Genomic DNA, 26,044 nt, shown 5'->3' with positions numbered 1-26,044 from the left:
CCGCCGGGAGCTCACGGGACCCGTACCGCAGCGAGCACCGCGTCGACGACGACGTCGGGCGTGACGCGCGCGCTGGCCGCCTCGAAACCAAGGATCAGACGGTGCCGCAACACGCGGTGCGCCAGGTTCGCGATGTCGTCGGGGACGACGTGGTTGCGTCCGCGTAGGACGGCGAGCGCCCGGGCGGTGCGGCAGAACGCGATGGTGGCGCGCGGGCTGGCGCCGTACTCGATGAGCCGGGCGGTCCCCGGCGACAGGTGCTGCTCGGGTTCGCGCGTGACGCCGACCAGACGGCTGGCGTACTGCACCAGGACGCGGTCCATGTGCACGGCCGCCGTCAGCTCTTGCACACGCCGGATGTCGTCGATGTGCACCACCGGCGCGGTGCGGTGGTCCTTCTCGTAGAGTCCGGCGTCCATCCGGGAGATGACTTCGACCTCGTCGTCGATGGACGGGTAGTGCACGACCTCCTTGAGCATGAAGCGGTCGGTCTGGGCCTCCGAAAGGGGATAGGTGCCCTCCTGGTCCACCGGGTTCTGGGTGGCGATCACGAGGAACGGTTCCGGAATCGGATATTCGACGCCTGCGATGGTGGTCTGGCGTTCCTCCATCGCCTCCAGCATCGCGCTCTGCGTCTTGGCGCTGGAGCGGTTGACCTCGTCGAGCAGGACGATGTTGGCGTGCACGGGCCCGAGGCGGGTGACGAAGGAGTTGGTCGCCGCCTCGTAGATCTGCGTGCCGATGATGTCGCTGGGAAGGAGGTCCGGCGTGCACTGGATGCGTTTGAAGGCGCCGCCCACCGACTCGGCAACCACCCGGGCGGCCGTCGTCTTCGCCAATCCGGGGACACTCTCGACGAGCAGGTGACCCCCGGCCAGCAAGCCGATCATCAACGATTCCCGCAGGTGGTGCTGACCGACGACCTTCGCGGAGAACGCACTGGCCACGGCGCTCGTGATGCGGTGGGCCTCGGCGAGGGCGGGCTGGTCGAGCTGAGATCGCGCTGCGGTCATGGGTCCTTTCAATAGCGGGGGGAAGTGTGCTGGATACCCGTCCACGCCGGATTCACGCCCCGTCGCGCCCGGATACGCGTCACTCCCGGCCCTCAGCCGTTGCCTGCGTCGCCCCGTGGCGGCCGCTCCCGTAGGTTCGTCACGTCATGCTGGGACTCCTCCTGCCTCTCCTGGGCTTCGCCGTACTCGACTCGCTGAACGTGCTGAACCTGGGGGTGACGTCGGCGGTGGTGTACGACAGCCGGCTGAGCCGCAGGTCGGCGCTCCCCGGCGGGCTGAGCTTCGTCGCTGGCGTCTTCCTGGCCACCACGGCGTTCGGCGTGCTCACGGTGTTGGGCATCAACTTCGTGACCGACCGCGTCGAGTTCGACCTGACGCCGACCTACCGCTACTGGGGCCAGTTGACGCTCGGGCTCGTGTTGATCGCCGTGGCGAGCTTCTCCCTGAGCTCGGCGCGGCCCGCACCACCGATCTGGGCGCTGAACCTGACGCGGCGAAATCCATGGTTGTTCGCGGTCGTCGGGATGGTGATCGGGCTGGGCCAGGCGGCGACGTCGGTCCCGTACCTGACGACCCTGACGATGGTGTCGGCGCGCGACCCGCTGCCGGACCTGTGGCCGCTGATCGTGGTGGTCTACTGCGCCGTGGCGGTGGTGCCGTCGCTGATGGTGCTGGCGCTCTCGACGCAGCGGACCATCCGCGCCAGGCGCGTGCAGCGCACCTTGGTCCGGGTGACCACCCGCTACGGTCCGATCGCCGTGCGGGTGCTGTTCCTGGCCGTCGGGTCGGTGCTCGTCATCGACGCGCTGCTGAACTACCGCGTGCTGTGGTGACCCCACCCCCGGCCCCCCTCGATTTCGGCGCGCATACGTTCGCTGACCGAACGTTTACGCGCCGAAATCGAGGCTAGGACGCGTAGTAGTCGCCGCCGCGGGAGAACTCGATGAACGTGCAGTCCTCGTCGCCTACGGTCCACGCGTCATGGCCCGGTGGGAGCAACATGACGTCACCGGCGGCGAAGACTTCCTCCGAACCGTCGGTCATCTGCACACCGAGCGCACCGCTGACGACGACCGCCACGTGCGGCAGCTGACAGAGGTCGGTACCCGCGTACTCCTTGAGGTCGTTCGACCACCGGGCGCCGGTGTGGAAGGTCACCTGCGTGACCGCGACGCCGTCGAGTTCGGCCGTCTTCTTGGAGATCAGGCCGTGCACGTCGCTGTCGATGTCGGCGAAACGGGCCTTCTGCATGTCGGGGTGATAGCTGCTCATCGCAAAATTGCAGCACGGTCCGCCGCGAATGGACAGATTTAAACGCACCCCTCCGGCGATTTCGGCGCGCATACGTTCGCTCACCGAATGTTTTCGCGCGAAATCGCGAGGGGGCGGGGTGCTAGGTGCCGTCGGCGACCCGCGGCGGCTTGGTCTCGGAGGGCTCGTCTAGGACGAGGTCGGCCACCCGCGACCGGTGCTGCTCAGCGCTGCCGAGCAGCGCCGCGTCGGTGGTGGCGCGCTTGAAGTACAAGTGCGCCTGGTGTTCCCACGTGAAACCGATGCCGCCGAGGGTCTGGATGGCGTCGTTGGCGATCCGGCTGAACGCCGCCGAACACGTCGCCTGCGCGATGCTGGTCGCCAGCGCCGGGTCGTCGGAGCCGTCGGTCAACGCCCACACTGCGTGATACGCCGTCGACCGGGCGTGCTCGAGGTCGACCATCATGTCGGCCAACCGATGCTTGACGGCCTGGAACGATCCGATCGGCCGACCGAACTGCCAGCGGTCCTTCGCGTACTGCACCGCGACGTCGAGCAAGTGTTGCCCCGCGCCGACCTGCTCGGCCGCCAACAACGCCGACCCCACCTGGAATGCGTGGGTGATGACGCGCTCGGCCTCGTCGGGTCCGGCCACCAGGCGGGCGGGTGCGTCGGACAACGTCACCCCGGCCTGGGGCCGCGTCTGGTCGACGGTGTGAAGCGGCGTCCGCTGCACACCCGCTCCGGCGGCGTCGACGGCATACAGACCCACTCCGTCAGGGCCGACCGCCGCCACCAGTAGCTCGTCGGCCGCGCCGGCGTCGACGATGCGGTCGACGGTCCCGCTCAGGGTCCACGCCTCACCCGAGCCGGACGCAGTGACCGCCACCGCGGCGGCGTCGAAGGCACCCGCGTGGTCCGCCACGGCGAAGGCCGCGGTCCGGCGGCCCTCGACGAGTTCGGCCAGCAGTTCGTCGCGGACCGGTCCGGACGAGGCGGCCACCAGTGCCGGGATCGCGAGGTACACCGTGCCGAAGAACGGCCCGCACGCCAGCACCGCGCTGAGCTCCTCGACCGCGACGGCCTGGTCGACGAGCGTGCCGCCGACCCCGCCGTCCGCCTCGGACACCGACAGCCCCAGCACGCCCAGCTCGGCGCCCAACCGCTGCCACGACGCGCGGTCGAACGGCGGATCGGACTCCATCAGCCGACGCACGGTCGGCTCGTCGAAGTTCTCGGCGCAGAATCTGCGGACTGCGCTCAGCAGCTCCGCCTGCTCGTCGGTGAAGATGAACTCCGCGGTATCCGCTTGATCCGCGAGATCAGCCGACCGGCCGGGCTGATCCGCAAGCTTCTCAGCCACGGGGAACCTCTTTCCACGGCATGCCTGCATCCGCCCGCAGGTCACCGGGCAGGCCGAGGACCCGCTCGCCGAGAATGTTGCGCATCACGTCGGATGTACCGCCTTCGATGGTGTTGGCCCTGCTTCGTAGGAACCTCTGCTGGATGGGACCCCGCCAGTCGGAATCCTCCCGGTCGGACTCTGGGCTTGCGTAGCCGTGGTACAGAATCCCCTCGGGCCCAAGCAGATCCATGCAGAACTGGTAGATGTGCTGGTTCAATTCGGCGCCGACCAGCTTGCCGATCGAGCCCTCCGGTCCCGGGCCGCCGACGGTGGCCGACGCGCGCGACCGTTCGGAGGTGAGGCGCTGGGCTTCCGAGCGCAACCACAGTTGGGTGAGCCGGTCCCGCAGGACGGGCGTCTGGCGCTCCGGCCTGGCCGACCACAGCGCGACCGCCTCGGCGATGGTGCCCGCACCTCGTCGACTGCCGCTGCCGCCCAGTGCGCTGCGCTCGTTCATCAGCGTGGTCATCGCCACCGCCCACCCGTTGCCGACGTCGCCGAGGCGGTGCTCGTCGGGGATGCGGGCGTCGGTGAAGTAGACCTCGTTGAACTCGGCCTGGCCAGTCAACTGGCGCAGCGGCCGCGTCTCGACACCGGGCGAGTGCATGTCGATGACGAAGTACGTCAGGCCCTTGTGCTTGGGCACGTCGGGGTTGGTGCGGGCCAGCAACAGACCCCAGCGGGCGCGATGCGCCAGGCTGGTCCACACCTTCTGGCCGTTGATCACCCAGTCGTCGCCATCCGGGACGGCCGACGTGGCGAGCCCCGCGAGGTCGGACCCTGCGCCCGGTTCCGAGAACAGCTGGCACCAGATGTCCTCGGTGGTGGCCAATGGGCGCAACCACGATCTCTTGACGTCTTCGGATTGCGCGTGTTCGCGAATGGTCGGTGCCGCCATGCCGTAGCCCATGGGGTTCAGTCCCAAGGGCACGGGGCCGCCCGCCCCCTGCAGGATCCGGTCGACGACGGCTTGGTTCCGCCGCGAAACGCCCAGTCCGCCAAGCGTTTCGGGAAAGTGCACCCACGAAAGGCCGGCGTCGTAACAGGCGCCGAGGAAATCCTGGACGGGCACCGACTTCGGATCGTGGTCTCGGACGACCCCCGACGCCAGGTCGGCGACCCGCTCGGAATCAGCAACGTTGCTCATCCAGCCACGATAGGAAGTCGACACCCGTCAACCCACACCGGGGGGCCTCTAGCTGTCGGGTGCTACGCGGCGATGCGCTTGAGTGCGTCGCGCGCCCGGTCGAGCAGGGACGCGAACGGACCCACGAGGAAGTTCGCCGCGGCCGTTTCGATGCCGGCGTGCGGGCGGGTAGGCGCGATCCGTTCGGCGACGAGGACCGCTGCGGTCAGCTTCTTGAGCTCGTCGGCGTCCAACTCGTCTTCGAGGCGCGTGAACTCCTCGCTCTCCTCCTTCTCGGCGTGACTCAGCACGGCAGCCTGCAGGTGGATCAGCGATTTGCTGAACTCGGCGGTGCCGAACTCCATCTGCTCGAGCGCCTCCAGGGCCACCTTCGATTCGTGTTCCTCCGCGAGACGGGCTGCGACGATGGCCGGCCCGTCGGTGATCTTGCGGCGCACCCGCGGATGAACCATCATCTCCTCGGCGGTCTCGTGTACGGCGAGCAGCGTGCGCAAGCGGTTGAACGACTTCTCTTGTGTCGCAGCGTCGGCCGCGTCGAGCGTCTCGACGAATAGTCGCTTGATCTCCTCGTGCTGATCGGTGAGGAAGGCGACGACGTCCTGCGTGCCGGCGATTGCCTCGTGTCGTCTGGGCATGGAAGTACCTCGTCTTCGTAGAACGTGTGTGGGTTAGCGCAGGAGGCTGGGCGCTCCCAGGTGTCTACCCGACGGTCCGCACGGCAAAACCGGCGTGGATACGATCGCGGACATGAACCGCGACGACCTCCTCGGCGCCTGGCACCTCGAGTCCTACACGTCGAAAACCGATGGCGGCGAGGACGAACCGCTGGGTGCCGACCCGGTCGGCATCATCATGTACACGTCGGACGGCTACATGTCGGCGCAGCTGATGCGCCGTGATCGGCCTGCCTACGACAAGGCCGTGACCGGCGGTGGCACGCCAGGGCAGATGGCGTCGGCGGCGGCTGGCTATCTCTGCTACACCGGGCCGTTCACCATCGACGAGCAGGCCGACGTCGTGCACCACCACGTCCAAGTCTCGCTGCTTCCGAACTGGGTCGGCAGCGTCCAGGTCCGCCAGGGTCACCTCGACGGGGACACTCTGGTGCTCAGCGCGGCCGTGACGTCCCGCCGGGGCGCTTCGTCACACCACGTTCTGGTGTGGCGGAGGGCGCAACCGGGCGAGGCGGCGATCGCGTCGGAAACACGGGAGCCGCACAACTAGAACGTGTTACATTTCGGGCGCCGCGGACCCCGAGGAGCCGATGAACAAGACCCGCTCACTCGCCATCGTCACCGCCGCCTACCTCGTCGCCATCGGCGTGGCGGCCGCCTGGCTCGGTTGGGGCCCGAGCACGGGGCGGCTCTGGCTGGACGCCTTCATCGCCGACGTGCTGGCGACCGTCGTCATCTTCGCGTTCAGCCGGGCGTACCGAAACTCGAGTTTCTACGACGCCTACTGGAGCGTGATCCCCCCGCTGCTGCTCTTCTACTGGTGGAGTCAGGCGGGACCGGACGTCGATCGACTGCGCTGCTCGCTGGTCGCGATCGTCGTGGTGCTGTGGGCGATCCGCCTCACCGCCAACTGGGTCTACGCATTCCCCGGCCTGCACCACGAGGACTGGCGCTACCCGATGTTCAAACAGCGCGCGGGACGGTGGGAGTTCATCGCCGATCTGGTGGCCATCCATCTCATCCCGACGTGTCAGGTCTTCCTCGCGATGGTGCCGGTCTACGTCGCGGTGACCAGACCCGGGCCTGGTCTCGTCTGGCTCAGCTGGCTCGCGTTCGCCATCGGGCTCGCGGCGGTCGCCCTGGAGCTGGTGGCCGACGTCCAGATGCACCGCTTCGTAGGGGCGCGCCGTCCCGGTGAGGTGATGGACCGTGGCCTGTGGAGTTGGTCGCGGCATCCAAACTACTTCGGAGAGTTCGGTTTCTGGGTCGCCCTCGCGCTATTCGGCATCGCGGCTGCGCCGGCCGATGCGTGGTGGCTGCTCCTCGGTGCGGTGGCCATCCTGGCGATGTTCCTGGGCGCCAGCATTCCGCTCATGGAGACCCGCAGCCTCGAACGGCGACCGGCCTATCAGGATGTGGTGGACCGGGTGTCGCGTTTCGTTCCCCGGCCGCCGAAACGGGTGTCATGATGCCCCGGGTCGTCATCGCCGGACTCGGTGACAGCGGGATCCTCACCGCGATGCGATTGGCGCGCCACGCCGACGTCGTCGGCATCTCGGCCAAGCCAGCACTGGTCAGCGGTCAGGAACTCGGCATCCGACTCAGCCGACCCGACGACTGGGCCAGGGACTACCGGATCGGCTTCGACAGATTCCGTGGGCTCGACCGCGTACGCACCGTGCACGGCACGCTCTCTGGCGTCGATCCCGTGGCGCGGGAGGTCTCGGTCGAGCGCGCCGATGGCAACACCCAGACCGAGGGTTACGACGCGTTGGTCATCTCGACCGGGGTGACGAACGGCTTCTGGCGGCGCCCGACGCTTCAGTCCGCCGCTGACGTCGACGCCGATCTGCGCGCGGCGCACGATCGCCTGGCCGGCGCCGACGCCATCGTCGTGATCGGCGGAGGCGCGGCGGCCGTGAGCAGTGCCGCCAACCTCGCGGGCGTCTGGCCGGACAAGCGCGTCGACCTGTACTACCCCGGCGAGCGACCCCTACCCGCGCATCACCCCCGGGTGTGGAACCGCATCAGGCACCGGCTCACGCGTCTCGGGGTGGGGCTGCACGGCGGTCACCGCGCGATCGTGCCCGACGGTTTCGCCTGCGACGAGATCAGCGCGGGGCCCGTGCATTGGAGCACGGGGCAGCCGCCGACGTCCGCTGACGCAGTGCTCTGGGCGATCGGGCGGGTCACCCCGAATACCGGCTGGTTGCCGCCGGACATGGTGGACGACAACGGTTTCGTCCGGGTGACGCCCGACCTGAGGGTGCCCGGCCATGCAGGCGTGTTCGCGGTCGGCGACGTCGCCGCGACCGACCCGCTGCGCAGCTCCGCCCGCAACCGGGCCGACGGTCTGCTCGCCCACAACGTACGAGCGCACTTCGACGGGGAGCCGCTACGCGAGTACCGCGCGCCGGTGCGCCGCTGGGGATCTGTCCTGGGCCCCCAACCCGACGGCTTGGAGGTGTTCGCGCCCAACGGCCGGGCGTTCCGGTTCCCGGCCTGGTCGATCGACCGCGTCCTACAACCGCTGATCGTGCGGCGCGGTATCTACAAGGGCGTGCGGGACTGACGTCAGCCGACGGCTTTTCGGGATAACGATTGGGTCACGCTCAACCGACTCCTGATCACGATCATTTAAGGATTCGGGGCGAATCCTAAAGATATCGTCCGAGCGCGGGCCGAATTGGGCCGAGAGTGTTGTCCATTTCACTCTGTAATCGCGTAACACCTGGCAGGGCCCTTGCGAGGGGCCTTCTCGTGCTGCCGGCATCCCCTTGTGTGACGCGTACCGTGGATTTCGAGTCGAGGAAACGGCGAATCAAACGAGACTCCCGAGGGGAAATTCGAACATGAAATTCAGTGGTATGTCCATGCGTCGCGGAGCGGTCGGCATGGTGGCCGGCGCGTTGTTCACCGGAGTGGCAGCTGCCACCATCGCAGCACCGGCCGCGTCGGCGGCGCCGGACTGCAGCGGAACCGGTGTGGCCAACACCGTCAGCTCTGTGACGGGTTCGGCTAGGGATTACCTGCGCGCCCACCCGGGTGCCGACCAGGTGATCAATGCAGCGCGCAACCAGCCGCGGGATCAGGCCGCCGGCAACATCCGGAGCTACTTCACGGCCAACCCGCAGGAGTACTACGAGCTCCGCGGCATCATCGCGCCGATCGGCGAGACCGAGAGCCAGTGCAACGTGTCCGTGCTCCCGCCGGACCTGTCGTCGGCTTACGACCAGTTCATGGCCGGCTGACCTACCAGGTATCGACGAACCGCGGCCGCGGAGCATCCACCGGGTGTTCCGCGGCCGCGGCAAGCGTCGCGGCGATCATCCCGCGGGTATCCGCCGGGTCGATGACGTCGTCGATCTCGAAGAGCGCCGCCGCATTGAGCGCCTTGGCATTCTCCTGCGCGGCGGCAGTGGCCTGCCGGACGCGCTCCTCGCGCTCGTCGCCGTCGGCGATGGCCTCGAGCTCCTTGCGAAGGCCGAGTCGGACCGCGCCCTCAAGGCCCATCGGGCCGAGGTGCGCCCCCGGCCACGCCACCGTCAGCAGCGGCTCGTGCAGCCCGCCGCCGCACATCGCCTGCGCGCCGAGGCCGTAACCGCGGCGTAGCACGACCGCCACCAGAGGCACCCGCACGGACGCGCCGGCGACCAAGAGGCGAGAACCGTGTCGTACCAAGGCTTCTGCCTCGGCGGCTTGGCCCACCATATAGCCGGGACAGTCGACGAGGGACACGATCGGCAAGCCGAAGGCGTCGCACAACTGGAGGAACCTCGCGGCCTTGTCCGCCGCGCCCGAGGTGATCGCGCCGGCCATCACGCGGGTGTTGTTGGCGAGCACGCCCACCGGACGACCGTCGATGCGCGCCAGCGCCGTGACCATCTCCGGGGCGAACCGATCCCGGAGGAACGTGACCGAGCCCTCGTCGGCGATCGTCTCGATGATCGGGTCGACGTGGTAGGCCCGGCGGGCGCGCTCGGGAACCATTGAGCGCAAGGCGGTTTGGTCCGCCGCCGAGCCGGAGGCGGCCGTGCCGCGGAAGTAGCCGAGCAGCTTCCTGGCCAGGGCGACCGCCTCCGCCTCGTCGGCCACCACCACGTCCACGACGCCGTTGGGCGCCTGCGCCGAGATTGGCCCCACGTCGTCGGGCGCGACGGTACCGAGCCCGCCGCCGGCGATCATCGCGGGGCCGCCCATGCCGATCGACGCATCCTCGGTGGCGACGATCAGGTCGGAGCAGCCCGCGATCACGGCGTTGCCCGCGAAGCAACGCCCCTTGACGACCGCGATCCTCGGCACGATCCCCGACAGCGCCGCCCACAGCTTGAACGCGCGCACGTCGAGTGAGGACACGACGGGGTAATCGGTATCGCCGGGACGGCCGCCGCCGCCCTCGGCAAAGAACACGGTGGGCAGCCGCAGCCGTTCGATGACGTCGAACAGCCGGTCCTTCTTGCGGTGACCGAGCGCGCCCTGCGTGCCCGCCAGCACGGTGTAGTCGTAGGCCAGCACGGCGCAGGCGCTGCCCTCCACCCGTGCCGTTCCGGCGATCATGCCGTCGGCGGGCGTCCGTGCGATCAAATCTTCGACGTCACGCCGGAAGCGCTGTGCCGCAATCGCATACCTGCCGTATTCGATGAACGATCCCGGGTCGACGAGGTCGGTGACGTTCTCCCGCGCCGTGCGCCCACCACCGGCGTGTCTGCGCTGCACCGCGTCGGGCCGGGCCGCATCCTCGGTCAGCGCCCGGCGGCGCACCAGCTCGGCCAGGTCATCGCGCATCGTCTCGTCACCCGGCATGGGAACTCCTTCGCGGAATAGTGTGTGCGCGGTCACGGGTTGGGCTGTGACATGACCGCATCGACATTCAACCCGCGCACGCTGCTGGCCGACGCACGACTCGGCGTGCTGGCGACCATCAAGGCCAACGGCGTTCCCCAGCTCTCGCCCGTGACACCGTTCTACGACCAGGCCGCGGACGTCGTGTACGTCTCGATTACCCATGGCCGGGCCAAGACCGCCAACCTACGACGCGACCCCCGCGCGGCCCTCGAGGTCACCAGCGACGACGGCAGGTCGTGGGCGACGGCTGAGGGCACGGTGACTCTGACCGGCCCGGGAACCGATCCGCACGGCCCCGAGGTGGAGGCGCTGGTCGACTACTACCGCAGTGCGGCGGGGGAGCATCCCGACTGGGACGAGTACCGGTCGGTGATGGTGTCCGACCGCCGGGTGCTGATGGCGTTGACGGTCGAGAAGGTCTACGGCGTGAAGATCTAGCCGTACAACTCCTCGAACTTCTTGATCGACCGCTCGATATCGCCCTTGACGGCGCGGGAGGCCGCCATGCCGATGGGACCGAACAGCGGTGCGCCGCCGAGGTCGATCTTGAGCCGGAACTCGCAACCCTTCGGCAGCGGCTTCACCGTCATTCGCAACGCGTACCTGGTGCCGCCGACACCGTCACCGGTGATGCCGATGAGATGCGGCGGGTCGTGGTCCTCGATCGTCCACGTGACGCGGTTGCGCATGCCCTTGGCGCCCGCCACTCCGACGATCCTGGTGCCGACGGTGAGCTCGTCGGGAAGGTCACTGCGCCAGCCCTGATGCATCGTCAGCCAGTCACCCAGGGACGACAGGTCCGAGACGTGCGACCACGCCTCTTCCGGGCTGATGGATAGTTTGCGGGACAGCTCGACCTTGGCCACCCGCACAGGTTAGCGGGTGCTGGCGCGCTCGAAGGCGGCGGCGATGGCATCCAGCATCGCGGGGTAGCGCTTGGCCTCGGGGTGGCCGCCGGGTTTGCCGCTGCTGACGATGCCCACGGCCAAATCGCGTTCGGGGTCCGCCCAGATCGCGATGTCGACCAGACCGGTGTGGCCGAACGCGGCTGGGGCATTGCGACCGAACGGCCCGAATCGCTTGGAGCCCAACATGTATCCCGTACCCCAGCGCATCGGCATCAGACCCATGGCGATGTCGGGTCGCAGTCGTCGGGCCTCAGTGGTTGCGGCGCGCAGCGTCTCCGGCTGCATGACCCGTACCCCGTCGAGCTCACCGCCGCGCCGAAGCATCTCGGCGAAGCGGGACAGTTCATTCGCGGTCGAGACGGTGCTCGACGAGGGCACCACGCTGGTGAGGAACTGCGGCGTGTTGGTGAACGGGATGATCTGGTGCGTGGTGCCACCGATGGCCAGCTTGAACGCCGCGGCGATGGGCGCCGGCAGCGGCTTGCCGGTGGCGTGGCTGGGCGCCACCAGCGAAACATCCTCGGGCGCAACCCCGTAATTGGTCCAGCGGAAGCCAAGCGGATTCAGGATCTCGTCGGCGAGCACGTCGCGGATGTCCTTGCCGGTGGCAGCCGAGACGATCTCCCGGGTCAGCGGACCCCAGGTCAATGCGTGGTAGACGTGCACCCGCCCCGGCGGATAGATGGTGCGCAGATTGCCGAGCATCTCGCGGGCGTACTCGCTGTCGTTCATCCGCTTGAGGTCGGGCTTGGGCCCCGTCGCGAAGGGAACGCCTGCGCTGTGGGTCAAGACGTGCCGGATCGTGGTGCGGTCCTTGCCGTGGCTGGTGTACGTCGGCAGGTATTCGCACACCCGGTCGTCCAGTGAGAAGATGCCGCGTTCGGCCAGCAGGTGGATGACCGTCGTGGTCATGGCCTTGGCCGCCGAGTACACGCAGAACGGCGTCTCGGTCGTCACGGGCACCCTGTCGGCGTCGGCCGGATCGTTGGGCCCGTTGCCCCAGCCGTGCCCGATCGCCCGGTTCAGCACGACCTTCCCGCGGTGACGGATGCACACCTGGATGGCCGGATGCATGCCTGCCGAATACCAGTACCGGGTGGCGCGCCAAATCTGTTCTACCGCAGAAGAATCCACGCCGGAGTGGTCCTCGTCGGCGACGTCGGTGACCGCGTCGAGATCGGCAGGCACCTGAATTCGTCCCTCGGAGGTCATGCCTGCTTCCTGTGCAACGTCGCGGCCAGGTGATGCTGCAGCGGCTGGCCAACCGCACCGAGTCGCAGGGTGTAGGTCAGCTCGTCACCGTCGATGTGGAATGAACGACTCAGTGCGGTGACCTCTTTCGCGCTAGAGGTCAGTCCGATCGAGGTCGCGGTCAGCTCCAACTCCAGTACGCCATCGGTGATCGTGAACGAACCCTCCTGGATCTCGGTGACACCCGTCGGGTGCGCCAGCACCAGCTCGACGCGACCCTCCGACGGCACCCGGAGGTACCCGGTCTCGGCATGCAGTGGACGCCCGTCGTCGTCGGCCTTCGTCTTCTGCCCGTAGCTCAGGAAGGGCTTGCCGACGTGACCGAAGGTGACCTCTTCGAGGTAGCCGAACGAGGTGATCGTCGGGTACTCGCCCGCGCCGGAGCCCGCCCAGGTGCCCAGCAGAGGGGCAAGCGTCGCCAACCCGGGATGGAGGTCTGGAGGATGGTCGCTCACGAGCGGGCCGTGACCGCCATCCTGGCCGCCAGCGCGACGTACGTCGCCGCGAAGGTCCGACGCATCCACGCCACCACCCGCGGCCGACTGATGACGTGCGTACGCACCACAGCGGCGAACGCGCCGTACAGCGCGAACACCACGAGCGTCAGCCCCATGAAGACCGCACTGAGCGTGAGCATTTGGGCGAAGGCGGGCCTGCCAGAATCGACGAACTGCGGCAGGAACGCGAAGAAGAACAGCGTCAGCTTGGGATTGAGCACGTTCACCGCGACGGCCGTCCAGATGATGCGCAACGGCCCCGGCGCCGCGGTGTCACCGGTGGTGGCGACGAGTTCGGAGTCGTCGCGCCAGGTGATCCACGCCAGGTACAGCAGGTAGGCCACGCCGGCCCACTTGATGGTCTGGAACGCGACGGCGCTGCTGTGCAGGATCGCGGCCAGTCCGGTCACTGCGGCCAGCATGTGCGGCACGATCCCGAGGGTGCATCCGACGGCGGCCACCAGGCTGCTCCGCGTTCCGTGCGAGAGCCCGGTGGCGACGGTGTACAGCGCACCGGTTCCCGGTGTCGCCACCACGATCAGCGAGGTGAGGAGGAACGCGAGCGTCATGGGAGAAAACCCTACTCACATCGCGGATGGTCGCTGCAGACCGCGCCCGGTCTTCCATCATCGATGTCGTACCCCTCTGTGATGATGACGTCATGTCGTCGACCGCACCCGTTCTCGCTCCCTGTGAGCGGTTGGAGGTGTTGTTCGAGGAGTTGGCGGAGTTGGCCGGTCAGCGCAATGCGATCGATGGCCGACTGGTGGAGATCGTGGCCGAAATCGACCGCGACGAGTTGTGGGGTGCCACGGGGTGCCGCTCGGTTCCGGCGTTGGTGGCGTGGAAGACCGGTGTGTCCCCGGCCAACGCGGAGACCATCGCCACGGTTGCGCACCGGCTCGAGGAGTTCCCTCGCTGCGCGGCCGACATGAGAGAAGGACGGCTGTCGCTGGATCAGGTCGGTGTCATCGCCGGGCGTGCCGGCGCAGGTTCTGATGAGCACTACGCCGAGTTGGCGGCCAGTGCCACGGTCAGCCAGCTCCGCAACGCGGTCAAGTGGGAACCCCGCCCCGACCCCGACCCCGAACCCGACCCCGATGCCGACCCCGACCCGGATGCCGAGCCCGAGCCTCGCCCCGAACCGCCGCGGTCGTTCAGCAAGACCGAGGACGAGGAATCCACCACCTGGCGGATCACCTTGCCCCACGCGGAGGCGGCGACGTTCGACGCGGCGGTGCAGTCCCACACCGACGCCCTGATCGCCCAGTGGAAACGCGACCACCCCGACGGTGGCGGGGGGCAGTGCCCGCCGTTGCCGAGCACCATCGACGGGTTCCTCAGTCTGGTCGAGGCGGGGTGGGACGCCGACGTGGCGCGGCGCCCGCACGGACAGCGCACCACCGTGGTGGTCCATGTCGACGTCGAGCAGCGCATCGCCGCGCTGCATCTGGGTCCGCTGCTGTCTGACGCCGACCGCCGCTACCTGACCTGTGACGCCACCTGCGAGGTGTGGTTCGAGCGCCACGGCCAGCCGATCGGGGCGGGCCGGGAGACCCGGCTGATCAGCCGCCGGCTGCGCCGGGCGTTGGAGCACCGTGACCGCTGCTGCATGGTCCCCGGCTGCGGGGCCACCCGCGGTCTGCACGCCCACCACCTTCGGCACTGGGAAGACGGCGGGCTCACCGAGCTGGCGAACCTGGTCCTGGTGTGCCCCCACCACCACCGCCTCCATCACCGGGAGATCATCACCCTCACCGGACCCGCCCACCACCTCGTCGTCACCGACGCCCAGGGCCGAACGCTCACCGCGGGATCGCTGGCCCGCCCACCAACCCGACCCCCACCACGGGTCGCACCCTGCCGCGGACCGACCGGCGAACGCGCCGACTGGTGGTGGTACCAACCCTTCCAACCCCAACCACCGCCGTCGAGCAACTAGCCGCAGACCGCACCCTGGGCGGCTGAGCCCACCAGCTTGCGGTACTTCGCCAGCACCCCGGTGGGGTACTTGGGTGCCGGTGGCGTGAAACCCGCTCTGCGGGAATCGAATTCGTCGGCGTCGACGATGAGGTCCAGGGTGCCCTTGCCCACGTCGAGGCGGATGCGGTCACCATCGCGGACAAAGGCGATCGGTCCGGCGTCGACCGCTTCCGGCGCGACGTGACCGACGCAGAGGCCGGTGGTCCCGCCCGAGAACCGACCGTCGGTCATCAGCAGAACGTCCTTACCCAGGCCCGCGCCCTTGATGGCACCGGTGATCGCCAGCATTTCGCGCATGCCGGGTCCGCCCTTGGGTCCCTCGTACCGGATGACGACGACGTCACCCGCGACGATGGTGCCGTCCTCGAGCGCGTCCATCGCCGCCCGTTCGCCGTCGAAAACCCTTGCGGTGCCCTCGAATACGTCGGAATCGAAGCCCGCCGACTTGACCACGGCGCCCTCCGGCGCCAGCGATCCGTGCAGGATGGTGATGCCACCGGTCGGGTGAATCGGGTTGGCGAGCGCGCGCAGCACCTTGCCGTCGGGGTCGGGCGGTGCGATGTGCGCGAGGTTCTCGGCCATCGTCTCGCCGGTGACCGTCAGGCAGTCCCCGTGCAGCAGACCAGCATCCAGCAGGGCCTTCATGATGACCGGCACGCCGCCGATCTGGTCGACGTCGTACATCACGTGCTTGCCGAACGGCTTGACGTCGGCGAGGTGGGGCACCTTGGCGCCGACGCGGATGAAGTCGTCGAGGGTCAACTCGACCTCGGCTTCGTGCGCGATCGCCAGCAGGTGCAACACGGCGTTGGTCGATCCGCCGAACGCCATCACTACGGCGATCGCGTTCTCGAACGCCTCCTTGGTCATGATGTCGCGGGCCGTGATGCCCCGCTTGAGCAGTTCGACGACGGCCTCACCGCTGGCCTTGGCGAAGCCGTCGCGGCGACGGTCGCTGGCCGGCGGTGCGGCGCTGCCGGGAAGCGACATCCCGATCGCCTCGGCCGCGCTGGCCATGGTGTTGGCGGTGTACATGCCGCCGCACGCCCCCTCACCGGGGCAGATCGCGCGCTCGATGGTGTCGACGTCCTCGCGGGACATCAGGCCGCGGGAGCAGGCGCCGACGGCCTCGAACGCGTCGATGATCGTGACGTCGCGCTCGCTGCCGTCGGACAGCACGGCCTTGCCGGGCATGATCGAGCCGGCGTAGAGGAAGACACTGGCCAGATCGAGCCGGGCCGCGGCCATCAACATGCCGGGCAGCGACTTGTCGCAGCCAGCCAGGAGCACGGAGCCGTCGAGGCGCTCGGCCATCATCACGGTTTCGACGCTGTCGGCGATCACCTCACGCGACACCAGCGAGAAGTGCATGCCCTCGTGGCCCATCGAGATGCCGTCGGAGACCGAGATGGTGCCGAACTCCATCGGGAATCCGCCAGCCGCGTGCACCCCCTCCTTGACGGCCTTGGCCAGCCGGTCCAGCGACAGGTTGCACGGGGTGATCTCGTTCCACGACGACGCGACGCCGATCTGGGATTTGACCCAGTCGTCGTCACCCATGCCGACGGCCCGCAGCATTCCGCGGGCGGCAGTCTTCTCGAGGCCGTCGGTAACGTCGCGGCTGCGGGGCTTGACGTCGGGGGAGCCAGATGACGCGTCTGAGGGCATCGGTCAAGTATGCCTTCGGGTCGTTCGCCGACCAAACCATTTCAGATACCCCGGTGGGGTATCCGGTACTGTGGAGGCATGAAGTCCGTAATCGCTCTGGTGGCTGCCTTGGCCACCGCCCTGTTCCTGTCCGCGTGCTCGAAGCCGGCCCCGACGGCCGGGGACGGCCAAACCGATCCTGCGAGCACGAGCGAGTCCAGCTCTGCGGCAGCCCCGAACAACGCCGCCGACGTCACGTTCGTCACTGGCATGATCCCGCACCACGAACAGGCTGTCGAGATGTCGCAGCTGGCGCCCGACCGTTCCACCGATCCCGCGGTGCTCAAGCTGGCCTCCGAGATCGCCGCGGCCCAGGGCCCCGAGATCGAGACCATGAAGGCGTTCCTGGTCCAGTGGAACGCCGGTACCGACACCGGTCACGAGGGGCACGACATGGGCGCCATGAACGGCATGGTCGACGATGCGACGATGAGTAGGTTGGAGACGCTGAAGGGGCCCGCATTCGATCAGCTCTGGCTGCAGTCGATGATCGGCCACCACGAGGGAGCCATCGCGATGGCCAACACCGAGATCGCGGACGGCGCCAACGCGGACGCCAAGACGCTCGCGCAGCAGATCGTCACCGCGCAGCAGGCCGAGATCACCCAGATGAAGCAGATGTTGGGAGGGTGACGATGTCCGAGCCGTCCGACGTGGTCGAGGCGATCGAACATGGTTACTCGCCGCACAAGGAGAACTACGCCAAGAGGCTGCGGCGCATCGAGGGTCAGGTGCGCGGCGTCGCCAAGATGATCGAGGACGACAAGTACTGCATCGACATCTTGACGCAGATCAGTGCGGTCAACAGCGCGCTGCAGTCCGTCGCGCTCGGCTTGCTCGAGGAACATCTGGGCCACTGCGTGTCGCACGCGGTGGCCGAGGGCGGCGCCGAGGCCGACAAGAAGCTCGCCGAGGCGTCGGCGGCCATCGCCCGATTGGTCAAGTCCTGATCGCCTGCTGATCGTCAAAGTGCGGTGGAGGTAACGAACGAACGCCGAGGGGCGATCAAACGGGCAGCTCAGTGCCGTTTCGGCTGGTCGGCATCCGGAGTTGGCGCGTTCCACCGGCGATTACGGCTTTCCGCGCTGTGCGACACTGGAATCACTTGTGTATTGGAGGTGGCCCATGCCACGGAGAACGTTCACGCGAACCACGACCAGGCTCGCCGCGGCGATCTTCGCCGCCGGATTGGTCGGCGCCGGATTGGTCGGCAGCCCGTCTGCCTGGGCAGATCCCGAGGTCAACCCGGATCCCGCAGCCATTGGTTCGGCACCCATCGAGCAACCCGCACCGCCGGTCGGGGACGTGCCGCCCGCTCCGTTCGGGTTCGCTCCGCCCGCCGATCCGATGGCACCTGCTCCCGTCGATCCGTTGGCTGCGCCCGTAGCCGCTCCGACGGTGATTCCGGAGGGCACCCCCGCGGGTCAGGACCCGACGCCCTACACCGGAAAGCCGGTCTTCGCGCCGCCGAGTTTCAACCCGAGCAACGGGTCGATGGTGGGGGTGGCCAAGCCGATCGCCATCAACTTCGCCCGGCCCATCGCCGATCGCGCGATGGCGCAGTCGGCGGTCCATGTCTCGTCGGTACCTGCGGTGCCCGGCAAGTTCTACTGGTTGAGCGACACGCAGCTGCGCTGGCGTCCGATCGACTTCTGGCCGGCGAACACGATCGTGAACATCGACGCGGGTGGTACCAAGTCCAGCTTCCGGACCGGCGAATCTCTGGTGGCGACCGTCGACAACTCGACGCATCAGATGCAGATCGTCCGCAACGGAACGCTGGAGAAGACGTTCCCGGTGTCGATGGGCAAGACGGGCTATGACACCCCGAACGGCACCTACTACGTGCTCGAGAAGTTCCCGAGCATCGTGATGGACTCCGCGACCTACGGCGTGGACAACAACTCTGCGCAGGGCTACAAGTTGACCGTGAAGAACGCGGTCCGCATCGATAACAGCGGCAACTTCGTACACGGCGCGCCGTGGTCGGTGGCCGATCAGGGCAAGCGCAACGTCAGCCACGGTTGCATCAACCTCAGTGCGGCCAACGCGCAGTGGTTCTTGGACAACTTCGGCAGCGGCGACCCGATCGTCGTGAAGAATTCGGTTGGCACCTACAGCCAGAACGACGGCGCGCAGGACTGGCAGATGTAGTTCTTCCTGCGCGAGCAGACGTAAAGGGCCCTGAATCGATTGGATTCAGGGCCCTTTACGTCTGCTCGCGGGAGGGGGAGGCCTAGTTCCAGATGCTGACGCGCTGTTCGGGTTCCAGGAACAGCTCGTCGGACTCCGTCACGTCGAACGCGTCGTAGAAGGCGTCGAGGTTGCGCACGATGCCGTTGCACCGGAACTCCGGCGGCGAGTGCGGGTCGATCGCGAGTCGCCGGATGGCCTCCGCGTCACGGGACTTGGTGCGCCACACCTGCGCCCAGCCGAAGAACACTCGCTGCACGCCCGTCAGCCCGTCGATCACCGGCGCGGGCTTGCCGTTCAGGCTCAGCTCGTAGGCCAGTAGCGCAATGGAGAGCCCACCGAGATCGCCAATGTTCTCACCGACGGTGAACGCGCCGTTGACATGCTGGCCCCCGCTGAGCTGCCGCGGGACGAAGTCCTCGTACTGGGCGATCAACGCCTTGGTCCGTGAGCCGAATTCGGTGCGGTCGTCGTCGGTCCACCAGTCGACCAGGTTGCCGTCACCGTCGTACTTGGCGCCCTGGTCGTCGAAGCCGTGGCCGATCTCGTGCGCGATCACCGCGCCGATACCGCCGTAGTTGGCCGCGTCATCGGCCTCGGCGTCGAAGAACGGCGGTTGCAGGATCGCCGCGGGGAAGACGATTTCGTTCATGCCGGGGTTGTAGTAGGCATTGACGGTCTGCGGCGTCATGAACCATTCGTCGCGGTCGACGGGACCGCCCAGCTTTGCCAGCTCGCGGTCGTAGCCAACTGCGTTGCCGCGCTTGTAGTTTCCATACAGGTCGCTACGGTCGATCACCAGACCCGGATAGTCCCGCCACCGCGCGGGGTAGCCGATCTTGGGGGTGAACTTGTCCAGCTTGGCCAGTGCGCGATCCCGCGTCTCTGGCGTCATCCACTTCAGGTTGCCGATGCTGACGCGGTAGGCCTCGCTGACGTTGACCACCAACTCGTCCATCCGGCCCTTGGCGTCAGGCGGGAAGTGGCGCTCGACGTAGAGCTTTCCGACCGCGTCGCCCATCAGGTTCTCCACGAGCGCCACGCCGCGCTTCCACCGATCGCGGATCTCCTCGGTACCGCTCAGGGTGCGGCCGTAGAAGTCGAAGTTCTCGGCCACCAGCGGATCGGTCAGCATCGACGCACGCGAGCTGATCAAACGCCAACGGAGCCAGCGCTTCCAGTCCTCGAGGTCCTCGTCGGCCCAGAGTGCGGCGAAGGCGGTCAGGAAGTCGGGCTGGCGCACCACGACTTCGGCGGCGGCTTTCGACGTGGTGCCGATCGCGGCGATCCAGCCCGCCCAGTCGAACCCGGGGGCCTCGGCGGTCAGGTCGGTGAAGGCGCGCAGGTTGTAGGTCAGGTCGGCGTCGCGGCGCTTCACCACGTCCCAGTGCGCAGCCGCAATCTTGCTCTCCAGCCCGATGATTCGCTCGGCCGTGGCCTCCCACTCGTTCGGCTGCGGCTCGTCGCCGAAGGTCAGCGCGAACATGCGCGTGATGTGCCCCGGGTAGGCGGCCAGGATGTCCGCGTGCTGGGCGTCGCGGTAGTAGGACTCGTCGGGCAGGCCGAGTCCGGATTGCGAGAGGTGCAGCAGATAGCGCGTCGAGTCCTTGGAATCGGTGTCGACGTAGAGGCCTGTACCCCCGCCGACGCCGGTGCGCTGCAACCCGCCGAGGACGGCCGCCAACGCGTTCCGGTCGGCCGCGGCGTCGATCGTCGCGATCTCGTCGAGCAGCGGCGCGACGCCGACCCGCGCGACCGTGTCGACGTCCATGAAGCTGCCGTACAGATCGCCGACCCGCTGCTCGTCGGTGTCGGGATCTGCGTCTGCCGCGGCCGCCTCGATGATGATGTCGCGCACCTGCTCCTCGGCGCGGTCGGCGAGGAGCCGGAAGGCGCCGTCGGTGGCGCGATCCGCCGGAATGTCGTAGTCGGCGAGCCAGCGCCCGTTGACGTGACCGAAGAGGTCGTCCTGGGGGCGGGCGTCGTCGTCGACGAAGGACAGGTCGATACCCGACTTGGATGTCGCGGCCGGGGCCGCACCGTTCTGGGTGGCTTCTAACGTCACCTCACCCATCCTGCCATCGGACGCGAGGAGCGTGCGGGGGAGACCGTGCGGCCGACGGCAAACAAGGCCACCGCGTCACGCCGGGTACCCTCACGGCCATGCCAGACCAGCTCGACGACGAGCCCACGCCGGCGGGTAGCGGACGGATGACCGGGTTCGGCATCGGATCCGCGGTGCTCGGCGTCATCGCGGTGGCGGCCGTCGTCCTGGGCACGCTGATGTGGATCGGCCATCGGCACGAGGTCGACGATCGCGCCTACCAGACCCGCGTATTGCAGGCCGCCGCCGATTGGACCGGTGTCCTGATCAACATGAACTCGGGCACCGTCACGCAGAGCATGCAGACCCTGCACGACGGCACCGTCGGCCAGCTCAACGCGAACTTCGAGACCGCGGTCGAACCGTTCAGCCAGGTGGTGCAGAAGTTGCAGTCCCAGACTGTCGGCCAGGTCGAGTCCGTCGCGATCGAGTCGCTCTATCACGCCGCTCCCGGTGACGCCGGCCTGCCGACCGTGCCGCAGCCGGAGCTGGCGACCGTGTCGTCGCGGACCGACAACGTCATCGTGGTCGCCACGTCGGTCAGCCAGAACGTGGGTGCCAAGCCGTTGACCGTGCACTGGACGCTGCGGCTGTCGGTGTCCGACGTCGAGGGCAAGCTCTTGGTGTCGCGGTTGGAGACCATCCGATGAGGAACGGGTTCCGGGTGCTGGCGTTCGACGTCCTCGCACCCCTTGGAGCGGTTCTGGCGCTGGTCTACACCGGATTCGCACTCGCCTGGCCGCTGTGGTGGGTGTCGGTGTGCTCGGTGCTGTGCCTGTTGATCGTGCAGGGCGTGGCGGTCAACGCCGTGCTGTACCGCCGCGACGGCGTCACGGTCGGCACCGACGACGACGGCCCCGGTCTACGGTTGGCCGTCGTCGGCTTGGCCACCGTCGTGTTGGCCGCTGCCGTCGTCGTCGGCTACACGCGGTGGACGGCGCCGGAGGCCACCCTGCATCGCGACATGGGCGAGGTGGTCGACATCGCCAGCAGTGCGGCGGAGGCATCGGCGACCTTCACTCCGCAGAGTCCCTCCGCCAACGTGGACCGGTTGACGGCGATGATGACGTCTCGGGGAGCCGACGGCTTCCGGGGCGAGTTCGATGCGATGGCGAAGGATCTGACGGGCAAGGGGCTGACCGTGCAGGCGACTACCGTCTCGGCGGGTGTCGAGGCGATCGGTCCCGAGAATGCCGTCGTCGCGGTGGTCATGCGCGGCACGCAGAACGGCCCGGGCAGGCAACCGGCGACCGTGCCTCTGCCACTGCGGGTTTCGCTGGTCAAGCAGGACGGGCGCTGGCTGGTCGACGATCTGTCGCCCATCAACTCCCGGTGATCAGTCGGGGCGGCGCATCTTGGCGAAGCGGTCGGACAACCGTCGCATCCTGATCATCAGCGAGGCAGGCGGGCTGGTGACACCCCTGAGGTAGGCCGCGAACTGATCCCCCGGAATGCCGATGCGGGAAGCGAATTCGTCCTGTCCGAGACCGGACCGCTGCAGAAGCCCGAGCACGTGGCGGGCCACCTCGGCACACTCGTTGGCCTCGAGATCCGCCCGGGTGCGGGCGAGCACTTCGTCCAGGGCCTTGGACACCCCGTACGGCGGTGCGGTGTCCAGGACTTCCTCGACCTGACGCGCGGTCCTGCCGTACGGGTCGCGCTTGATCGCCACGACGATCCGCTGCCACACGGTCAGGTCATCGGTCTCCAGTGCCGCGCGAATCGCCGACGTGGGCCAGAATTCCACCGGCCGCTGGTCGACGGCGGGGCGTCTACGCGCCGCGGTCGCGGCGGCGTTTGGGCGGTCGGAGGCGTCACCACGCGCGTCCGTCGTCAACGTCACCTCGCCTCCTCCAACATCGCCACCGCCACGGACAGGCATCGCTGCCTGACGTGTGCCCAATCGGACTCCGCCTCGGGACTCATCCACTCTTCGTCGTCATCGGACGGATGTGGATCGGCCAACCGCCGCACGAGCTGCGTCGCCACCCACTGGGTCTTCAACCGTTGTCCACAGTAATACCGGTCCATTCCGGCCAGTACCACCGCTGCAGTGTGAGTCTCCATCGACTCGACGAGATCGGCAAACTCGGCGTAGTCCCTGGCGCTGTTGCGGCACATGATCAGGTAGCACTTGAGGCGCAGGGTCTCGGCGCCGGTGGGGATCTCCAACCGGTCGCCGGTCGGCAGGAGGACGTTGGTGGTCTCCATGGGGCCGAGTCGGCGCACCGCCGGCTGGTCCGCCTCGGCGGCCGCAGCGAGCGCATCGAGTGCCACCGCGAGCCTGCCGCGCCACATGGTCACCGGATGGATGGGCTGGCGGGGGAGGAACCGGGCGCCGCCCGTCTTGCCGTTTCTTCCGGTCCTACCGTGGTGGTTGACGTTCAGCCGGAGGGTGTCCCCGGGCCGCCCCGGCTCGATGCGCTCCGGCCCGCCGACCGGCCGCAACACACGCAGGGGCTCGTCACCACCCTTGACGTGTTGGGCGAGTGAACCGCCCGGCGGCAGGCAGCCGCTGAAGGCCAGCGGGTCGGCGACCGTGATCGTCTGCGGCGCGAGCGTCTTGAGCTTCGCAGCCGACTTCACCACGTTGCGGATGTCGGCACCCGACGGCCCGATCGTCGAGATGTCCTCCGGAATGACGACGAGATCGCCGATGTCGGCCTTGGGCAGTGGCTTCTCGAAGTCGACCGACGGCAGGATCCGATCGAGCCAACCGGGCAGCCACCAGTTCCACTCCGCGAACATGGCCATCAGCGCGGGCACCAGCACCAGGCGGACGATCGTCGCGTCCACGGCGATCGCGACCGCGCACGCCACCCCGAGCTGGGCCACCAGCGGCATGCCGGCGAACGCGAACCCGACGAACACGGCGATCATGATCAGCGCGGCACTGGTGATCGTGCGCGCGCTGGTGCTGACGCCGTAGGCGACGGCGTCGCGGGTGTTGTTGGTCTGCAGGAAGCGCTCGCGGATCCGGGTCAGCAGGAAGATCTCGTAGTCCATCGACAACCCGAAGGTCATTGCGAGGACCAGGGGCGGGATGGTGCTGTCGAGCGATCCGAGCGGCTCCAACCCCAACGCCTCGAACCAGCCCCACTTGAAGACGACGACGAGGCTGCCGTAGGCGGCCGCCACGGAGAGGCACGTCATCAGGACGCCCTTGAGCGCTAGGAAGACCGAACGGATCGAGATCAGCAGCATCACGAACGCGATGAGCGCGACGAATACGAACACCAGCGGTTGCGTCACGGCCACGCGTTGGTCGAAGTCCTTGAGCAGCGCCGTCGGGCCGCCGACGTCGACGACGGCGGGCGAACCCGGTGCGGCGCGGGGCAACTCGGCGCGCAACCAGTCCACGGTGTCGCGGGCCGCCGGGTCCTCCGGGTCGATCGACAGCACCGCCGACAGCAGGGCGCTGCGGTTGTCGTTGGCGAACACCGGCGGCGATACCGTCGCCACGTCGGGACCCTGGCTCACCTTCTGCTGGATCGCATCCAGTGCCCCGGTGTTCGCCGACCCGTTGGCGTTCCCGTCGGGGAAGGTGACCAGGACGCGGACGGGCCCCAGTGCGCCGGGACCCAGCGCCTGAGACGCCGCGCTGATACCGCCCCGAATCTCGTGGGTGGGCTCGAACTGGCGCTGCAGGCTGTTGCCCAGCGTCATCGCGAACGCCGGCGTGGCGAGTACGACCAGCACGAGGGTCGCGCCGAGCGCCGAGATCCACTGTCTGCGCATCACCCAGCCGACCCAGCGGGTCCAGAACCGTGACTGCGTGGTTTCCGGTCGACGGGACACGTGCAGCCACGACGATCGCTTGGACGCCGCCTTGCCGACCGTGGCGAGGACCGCGGGGATCAGCGTCGTGGAGGTCAGCACCGCAACGGCGACCGCGAGGATGGCGCCCGTGGCCATGGAGGCCAGGACCGGCGTGTGGATGAGGTAGATGCCGGTCACCGAGGCGATCACCGTGAGACCCGACAACAGCACCGCGAGACCCGAGGTCGCCATCGCGGCGTCGGCCGCCTGAGCGGGGTCGCGACCGGACCGCAGCTCCTCCCGGAACCGCATGAGGATGAACAACGAATAGTCCACGGCCAGGGCGATACCGAACATCGACACCGTCGAGGTGACGAAGACCGACATCTGGGTGACCATCGACAGGAGGTAGACCAGCCCCATGGTCACGACCACAGTGCAGATGCCGAGCACCAGCGGCATCGCGGCCGCGGCGAGCGACCCGAAGACCGCCAGCAGGACGATCATGACGATCGGCAGGTTCCACTTCTCGGCCTGGGCGATGTCGTGCTTGGTGGCCTCGCTCGCCGCGGCACCGAGGGCGCCTTGGCCGATGACGTAGAGCTTGACCCTGCCGTCCTGGGCCTGACCGGGCTGGTCGCCGTCGATGCCCACCTTCTTGCGCAACTGCTTGGCCAGATCAGAACTGCCGCTGTTGAAGTCCGTCTGCAGGGTCAGCACGTAGGGCCGGTCCGGCTGCGGGGGCGGCTGCTGCGGGTTGGCGACGACCTTGACGCTGGGGACTTCTGCGGCGATGCGTTCGAGCTGCGCCACGGCCTGCGTCATGTCGTCGAACGAGGCATCGGCCCGCGGCGCGGCGACCAGTGCCAGCGGAGAGGCACCCTGGTCGGGGAAGTGATCCTGAATGGCGTGCTCGACGGCCAGCGATTGAGACCCGGCGACCTCGAAGCCGCCGCCGGTGAGGTTGCCCGACTGGTTCAGCGCGAGGTATAGAGCGGGGACCAGGAGCAGCAGCCACGCTATGAAGACCGCCCAGCGGTGTCTTCGCAGCTTGCTGCTCAGCCGCAACATGAACTGCTGGATGGCAGACCCCTGTCTTACTCCCCGCGTTTCGTAGCGAGAGCCTACCTCAGCGTGGGGTAGGGTAACCGCCCCCCGCAGCCGCATCGGGCGCCGTCAGCTATCCCGCCAGCTGACCTGGGACTTTGCTGTGCGGTTGGTCGGCAGGCTCGCCGGATGGCAGGATGGCGCGTGACCGCCAAGGGGTGGACGGCCTTTGCCGGCAGCGAAACCAGTGATTGGCGCGG

General features: G+C 68.2%; 26 protein-coding genes. 12 read left to right on the top strand and 14 right to left on the bottom strand.

Annotation, left to right across the window (positions count from 1 at the left end; translation table 11 throughout):
• Positions 1–11: 11 nt before the first annotated feature.
• Positions 12–1,013 (bottom strand): AAA family ATPase, encoded by a 1,002-nt coding sequence (locus tag QUE68_RS27295; protein ID WP_284229885.1) that lies wholly within the window; start codon positions 1,011–1,013, stop codon positions 12–14.
• A 146-nt stretch (positions 1,014–1,159) separates the two neighbouring features.
• Between QUE68_RS27295 and QUE68_RS27290 the strand changes: the two genes are divergently transcribed.
• Positions 1,160–1,846: a GAP family protein gene (locus QUE68_RS27290; RefSeq protein ID WP_284229883.1), complete on the top strand. Its 687-nt coding sequence runs from the start codon at positions 1,160–1,162 to the stop codon at positions 1,844–1,846.
• A 73-nt stretch (positions 1,847–1,919) separates the two neighbouring features.
• Here QUE68_RS27290 and QUE68_RS27285 read toward each other — a convergent pair whose 3' ends face one another.
• The 4 genes from QUE68_RS27285 to QUE68_RS27270 form a co-directional block, all read right to left on the bottom strand.
• Positions 1,920–2,285 carry a cupin domain-containing protein gene (locus QUE68_RS27285; protein ID WP_284229881.1) on the bottom strand — a complete coding sequence of 122 codons (366 nt, stop codon included), beginning with the start codon at positions 2,283–2,285 and terminating at the stop codon, positions 1,920–1,922.
• A 121-nt stretch (positions 2,286–2,406) separates the two neighbouring features.
• Entirely contained in the window at positions 2,407–3,627 is a 1,221-nt protein-coding gene (locus QUE68_RS27280) for an acyl-CoA dehydrogenase family protein (protein ID WP_286274740.1), read from the bottom strand.
• Positions 3,620–4,816: an acyl-CoA dehydrogenase family protein gene (locus QUE68_RS27275; protein ID WP_284234248.1), complete on the bottom strand. Its 1,197-nt coding sequence runs from the start codon at positions 4,814–4,816 to the stop codon at positions 3,620–3,622. Before QUE68_RS27275 ends, QUE68_RS27280 begins: the two co-directional genes overlap by 8 nt.
• A 62-nt stretch (positions 4,817–4,878) precedes the next feature.
• A complete protein-coding gene (locus QUE68_RS27270) occupies positions 4,879–5,451 on the bottom strand; it encodes a hemerythrin domain-containing protein (protein WP_284229875.1) in 573 nt (190 codons plus the stop codon).
• Between the two features lie 112 nt (positions 5,452–5,563).
• Here QUE68_RS27270 and QUE68_RS27265 point away from each other — a divergent pair, with 112 nt between their 5' ends.
• The 4 genes from QUE68_RS27265 to QUE68_RS27250 all read left to right on the top strand — a co-directional run bounded on the left by QUE68_RS27265 (position 5,564) and on the right by QUE68_RS27250 (position 8,741).
• Positions 5,564–6,040: a lipocalin-like domain-containing protein gene (locus QUE68_RS27265; RefSeq protein ID WP_286274739.1), complete on the top strand. Its 477-nt coding sequence runs from the start codon at positions 5,564–5,566 to the stop codon at positions 6,038–6,040.
• Positions 6,041–6,080: 40 nt separating this feature from the next.
• A complete protein-coding gene (locus tag QUE68_RS27260) occupies positions 6,081–6,959 on the top strand; it encodes a DUF1295 domain-containing protein (protein WP_286274738.1) in 879 nt (292 codons plus the stop codon).
• A complete protein-coding gene (locus QUE68_RS27255; RefSeq protein ID WP_286274737.1) occupies positions 6,956–8,062 on the top strand; it encodes an FAD-dependent oxidoreductase in 1,107 nt (368 codons plus the stop codon). The genes QUE68_RS27260 and QUE68_RS27255 overlap by 4 nt, the downstream gene beginning before the upstream one ends.
• 280 nt (positions 8,063–8,342) lie before the next feature.
• Entirely contained in the window at positions 8,343–8,741 is a 399-nt protein-coding gene (locus QUE68_RS27250) for a heme-binding protein (RefSeq protein WP_284229865.1), read from the top strand.
• Position 8,742: 1 nt separating this feature from the next.
• Here QUE68_RS27250 and QUE68_RS27245 read toward each other — a convergent pair whose 3' ends face one another.
• Positions 8,743–10,293 carry an acyl-CoA carboxylase subunit beta gene (locus QUE68_RS27245; RefSeq protein ID WP_286274736.1) on the bottom strand — a complete coding sequence of 517 codons (1,551 nt, stop codon included), beginning with the start codon at positions 10,291–10,293 and terminating at the stop codon, positions 8,743–8,745.
• A gap of 51 nt (positions 10,294–10,344) precedes the next feature.
• Between QUE68_RS27245 and QUE68_RS27240 the strand changes: the two genes are divergently transcribed.
• Positions 10,345–10,773, top strand: coding sequence for a PPOX class F420-dependent oxidoreductase (locus QUE68_RS27240; protein ID WP_286274735.1), 429 nt, complete (start codon positions 10,345–10,347; stop codon positions 10,771–10,773).
• Here the strand turns inward: QUE68_RS27240 and QUE68_RS27235 are convergent.
• Genes QUE68_RS27235 through QUE68_RS27220 form a run of 4 tightly spaced genes read right to left on the bottom strand, consistent with a single transcriptional unit; the run spans position 10,770 to position 13,560 of the window.
• Positions 10,770–11,201, bottom strand: coding sequence for a type II toxin-antitoxin system Rv0910 family toxin (locus QUE68_RS27235; RefSeq protein WP_286274734.1), 432 nt, complete (start codon positions 11,199–11,201; stop codon positions 10,770–10,772). The genes QUE68_RS27240 and QUE68_RS27235 overlap by 4 nt on opposite strands.
• A gap of 9 nt (positions 11,202–11,210) precedes the next feature.
• Positions 11,211–12,455: a lipase LipE gene (gene lipE / locus QUE68_RS27230; protein WP_286274733.1), complete on the bottom strand. Its 1,245-nt coding sequence runs from the start codon at positions 12,453–12,455 to the stop codon at positions 11,211–11,213.
• Positions 12,452–12,949, bottom strand: coding sequence for a peroxynitrite isomerase (locus tag QUE68_RS27225; RefSeq protein ID WP_284229854.1), 498 nt, complete (start codon positions 12,947–12,949; stop codon positions 12,452–12,454). Before QUE68_RS27225 ends, lipE begins: the two co-directional genes overlap by 4 nt.
• Positions 12,946–13,560 (bottom strand): LysE family translocator, encoded by a 615-nt coding sequence (locus tag QUE68_RS27220; RefSeq protein ID WP_286274732.1) that lies wholly within the window; start codon positions 13,558–13,560, stop codon positions 12,946–12,948. Before QUE68_RS27220 ends, QUE68_RS27225 begins: the two co-directional genes overlap by 4 nt.
• 92 nt (positions 13,561–13,652) lie before the next feature.
• On the opposite strand from QUE68_RS27220, the gene QUE68_RS27215 reads away from it, so the two are divergent.
• The gene (locus QUE68_RS27215; protein ID WP_286274731.1) at positions 13,653–14,933 is read left to right on the top strand and encodes an HNH endonuclease signature motif containing protein; all 1,281 of its coding nucleotides are present in this window, start codon (positions 13,653–13,655) and stop codon (positions 14,931–14,933) included.
• Here the strand turns inward: QUE68_RS27215 and ilvD are convergent.
• Positions 14,930–16,642, bottom strand: coding sequence for a dihydroxy-acid dehydratase (gene ilvD / locus QUE68_RS27210; protein ID WP_286274730.1), 1,713 nt, complete (start codon positions 16,640–16,642; stop codon positions 14,930–14,932). The genes QUE68_RS27215 and ilvD overlap by 4 nt on opposite strands.
• A 78-nt stretch (positions 16,643–16,720) precedes the next feature.
• On the opposite strand from ilvD, the gene QUE68_RS27205 reads away from it, so the two are divergent.
• From QUE68_RS27205 to QUE68_RS27195, 3 genes are all read left to right on the top strand, one after another.
• Positions 16,721–17,314 carry a DUF305 domain-containing protein gene (locus QUE68_RS27205; protein ID WP_286274729.1) on the top strand — a complete coding sequence of 198 codons (594 nt, stop codon included), beginning with the start codon at positions 16,721–16,723 and terminating at the stop codon, positions 17,312–17,314.
• A gap of 2 nt (positions 17,315–17,316) precedes the next feature.
• Positions 17,317–17,631 carry a copper-sensing transcriptional repressor RicR gene (gene ricR / locus QUE68_RS27200; RefSeq protein WP_286274728.1) on the top strand — a complete coding sequence of 105 codons (315 nt, stop codon included), beginning with the start codon at positions 17,317–17,319 and terminating at the stop codon, positions 17,629–17,631.
• Between the two features lie 175 nt (positions 17,632–17,806).
• Positions 17,807–18,835, top strand: a complete 1,029-nt coding sequence (locus tag QUE68_RS27195; RefSeq protein WP_286274727.1) for a L,D-transpeptidase — start codon at positions 17,807–17,809, stop codon at positions 18,833–18,835.
• Positions 18,836–18,917: 82 nt separating this feature from the next.
• Here QUE68_RS27195 and QUE68_RS27190 read toward each other — a convergent pair whose 3' ends face one another.
• Complete coding sequence (locus tag QUE68_RS27190; protein ID WP_286274726.1) at positions 18,918–20,948, bottom strand: M13 family metallopeptidase; 2,031 nt, start codon at positions 20,946–20,948, stop codon at positions 18,918–18,920.
• 89 nt (positions 20,949–21,037) lie between these two features.
• On the opposite strand from QUE68_RS27190, the gene QUE68_RS27185 reads away from it, so the two are divergent.
• Positions 21,038–21,628 (top strand): hypothetical protein, encoded by a 591-nt coding sequence (locus QUE68_RS27185; RefSeq protein ID WP_284229806.1) that lies wholly within the window; start codon positions 21,038–21,040, stop codon positions 21,626–21,628.
• On the top strand, positions 21,625–22,314 hold the full coding sequence (locus QUE68_RS27180) for a hypothetical protein (protein WP_284229804.1): 690 nt from the start codon (positions 21,625–21,627) through the stop codon (positions 22,312–22,314). The genes QUE68_RS27185 and QUE68_RS27180 overlap by 4 nt, the downstream gene beginning before the upstream one ends.
• Here QUE68_RS27180 and QUE68_RS27175 read toward each other — a convergent pair whose 3' ends face one another.
• Both QUE68_RS27175 and QUE68_RS27170 read right to left on the bottom strand, forming a co-directional pair.
• A complete protein-coding gene (locus tag QUE68_RS27175) occupies positions 22,315–22,821 on the bottom strand; it encodes a helix-turn-helix domain-containing protein (protein WP_284229801.1) in 507 nt (168 codons plus the stop codon). It lies immediately after the preceding gene.
• A complete protein-coding gene (locus QUE68_RS27170; protein ID WP_286274725.1) occupies positions 22,818–25,808 on the bottom strand; it encodes an MMPL family transporter in 2,991 nt (996 codons plus the stop codon). Before QUE68_RS27170 ends, QUE68_RS27175 begins: the two co-directional genes overlap by 4 nt.
• Positions 25,809–26,044: the final 236 nt, after the last annotated feature.

Source organism: Mycolicibacterium sp. TUM20985 (assembly GCF_030295745.1).
GTDB lineage: Bacteria > Actinomycetota > Actinomycetes > Mycobacteriales > Mycobacteriaceae > Mycobacterium.
Note: the sequence above shows the minus strand (reverse complement) of the source record. Positions and strands in the feature narration are given on the sequence as shown.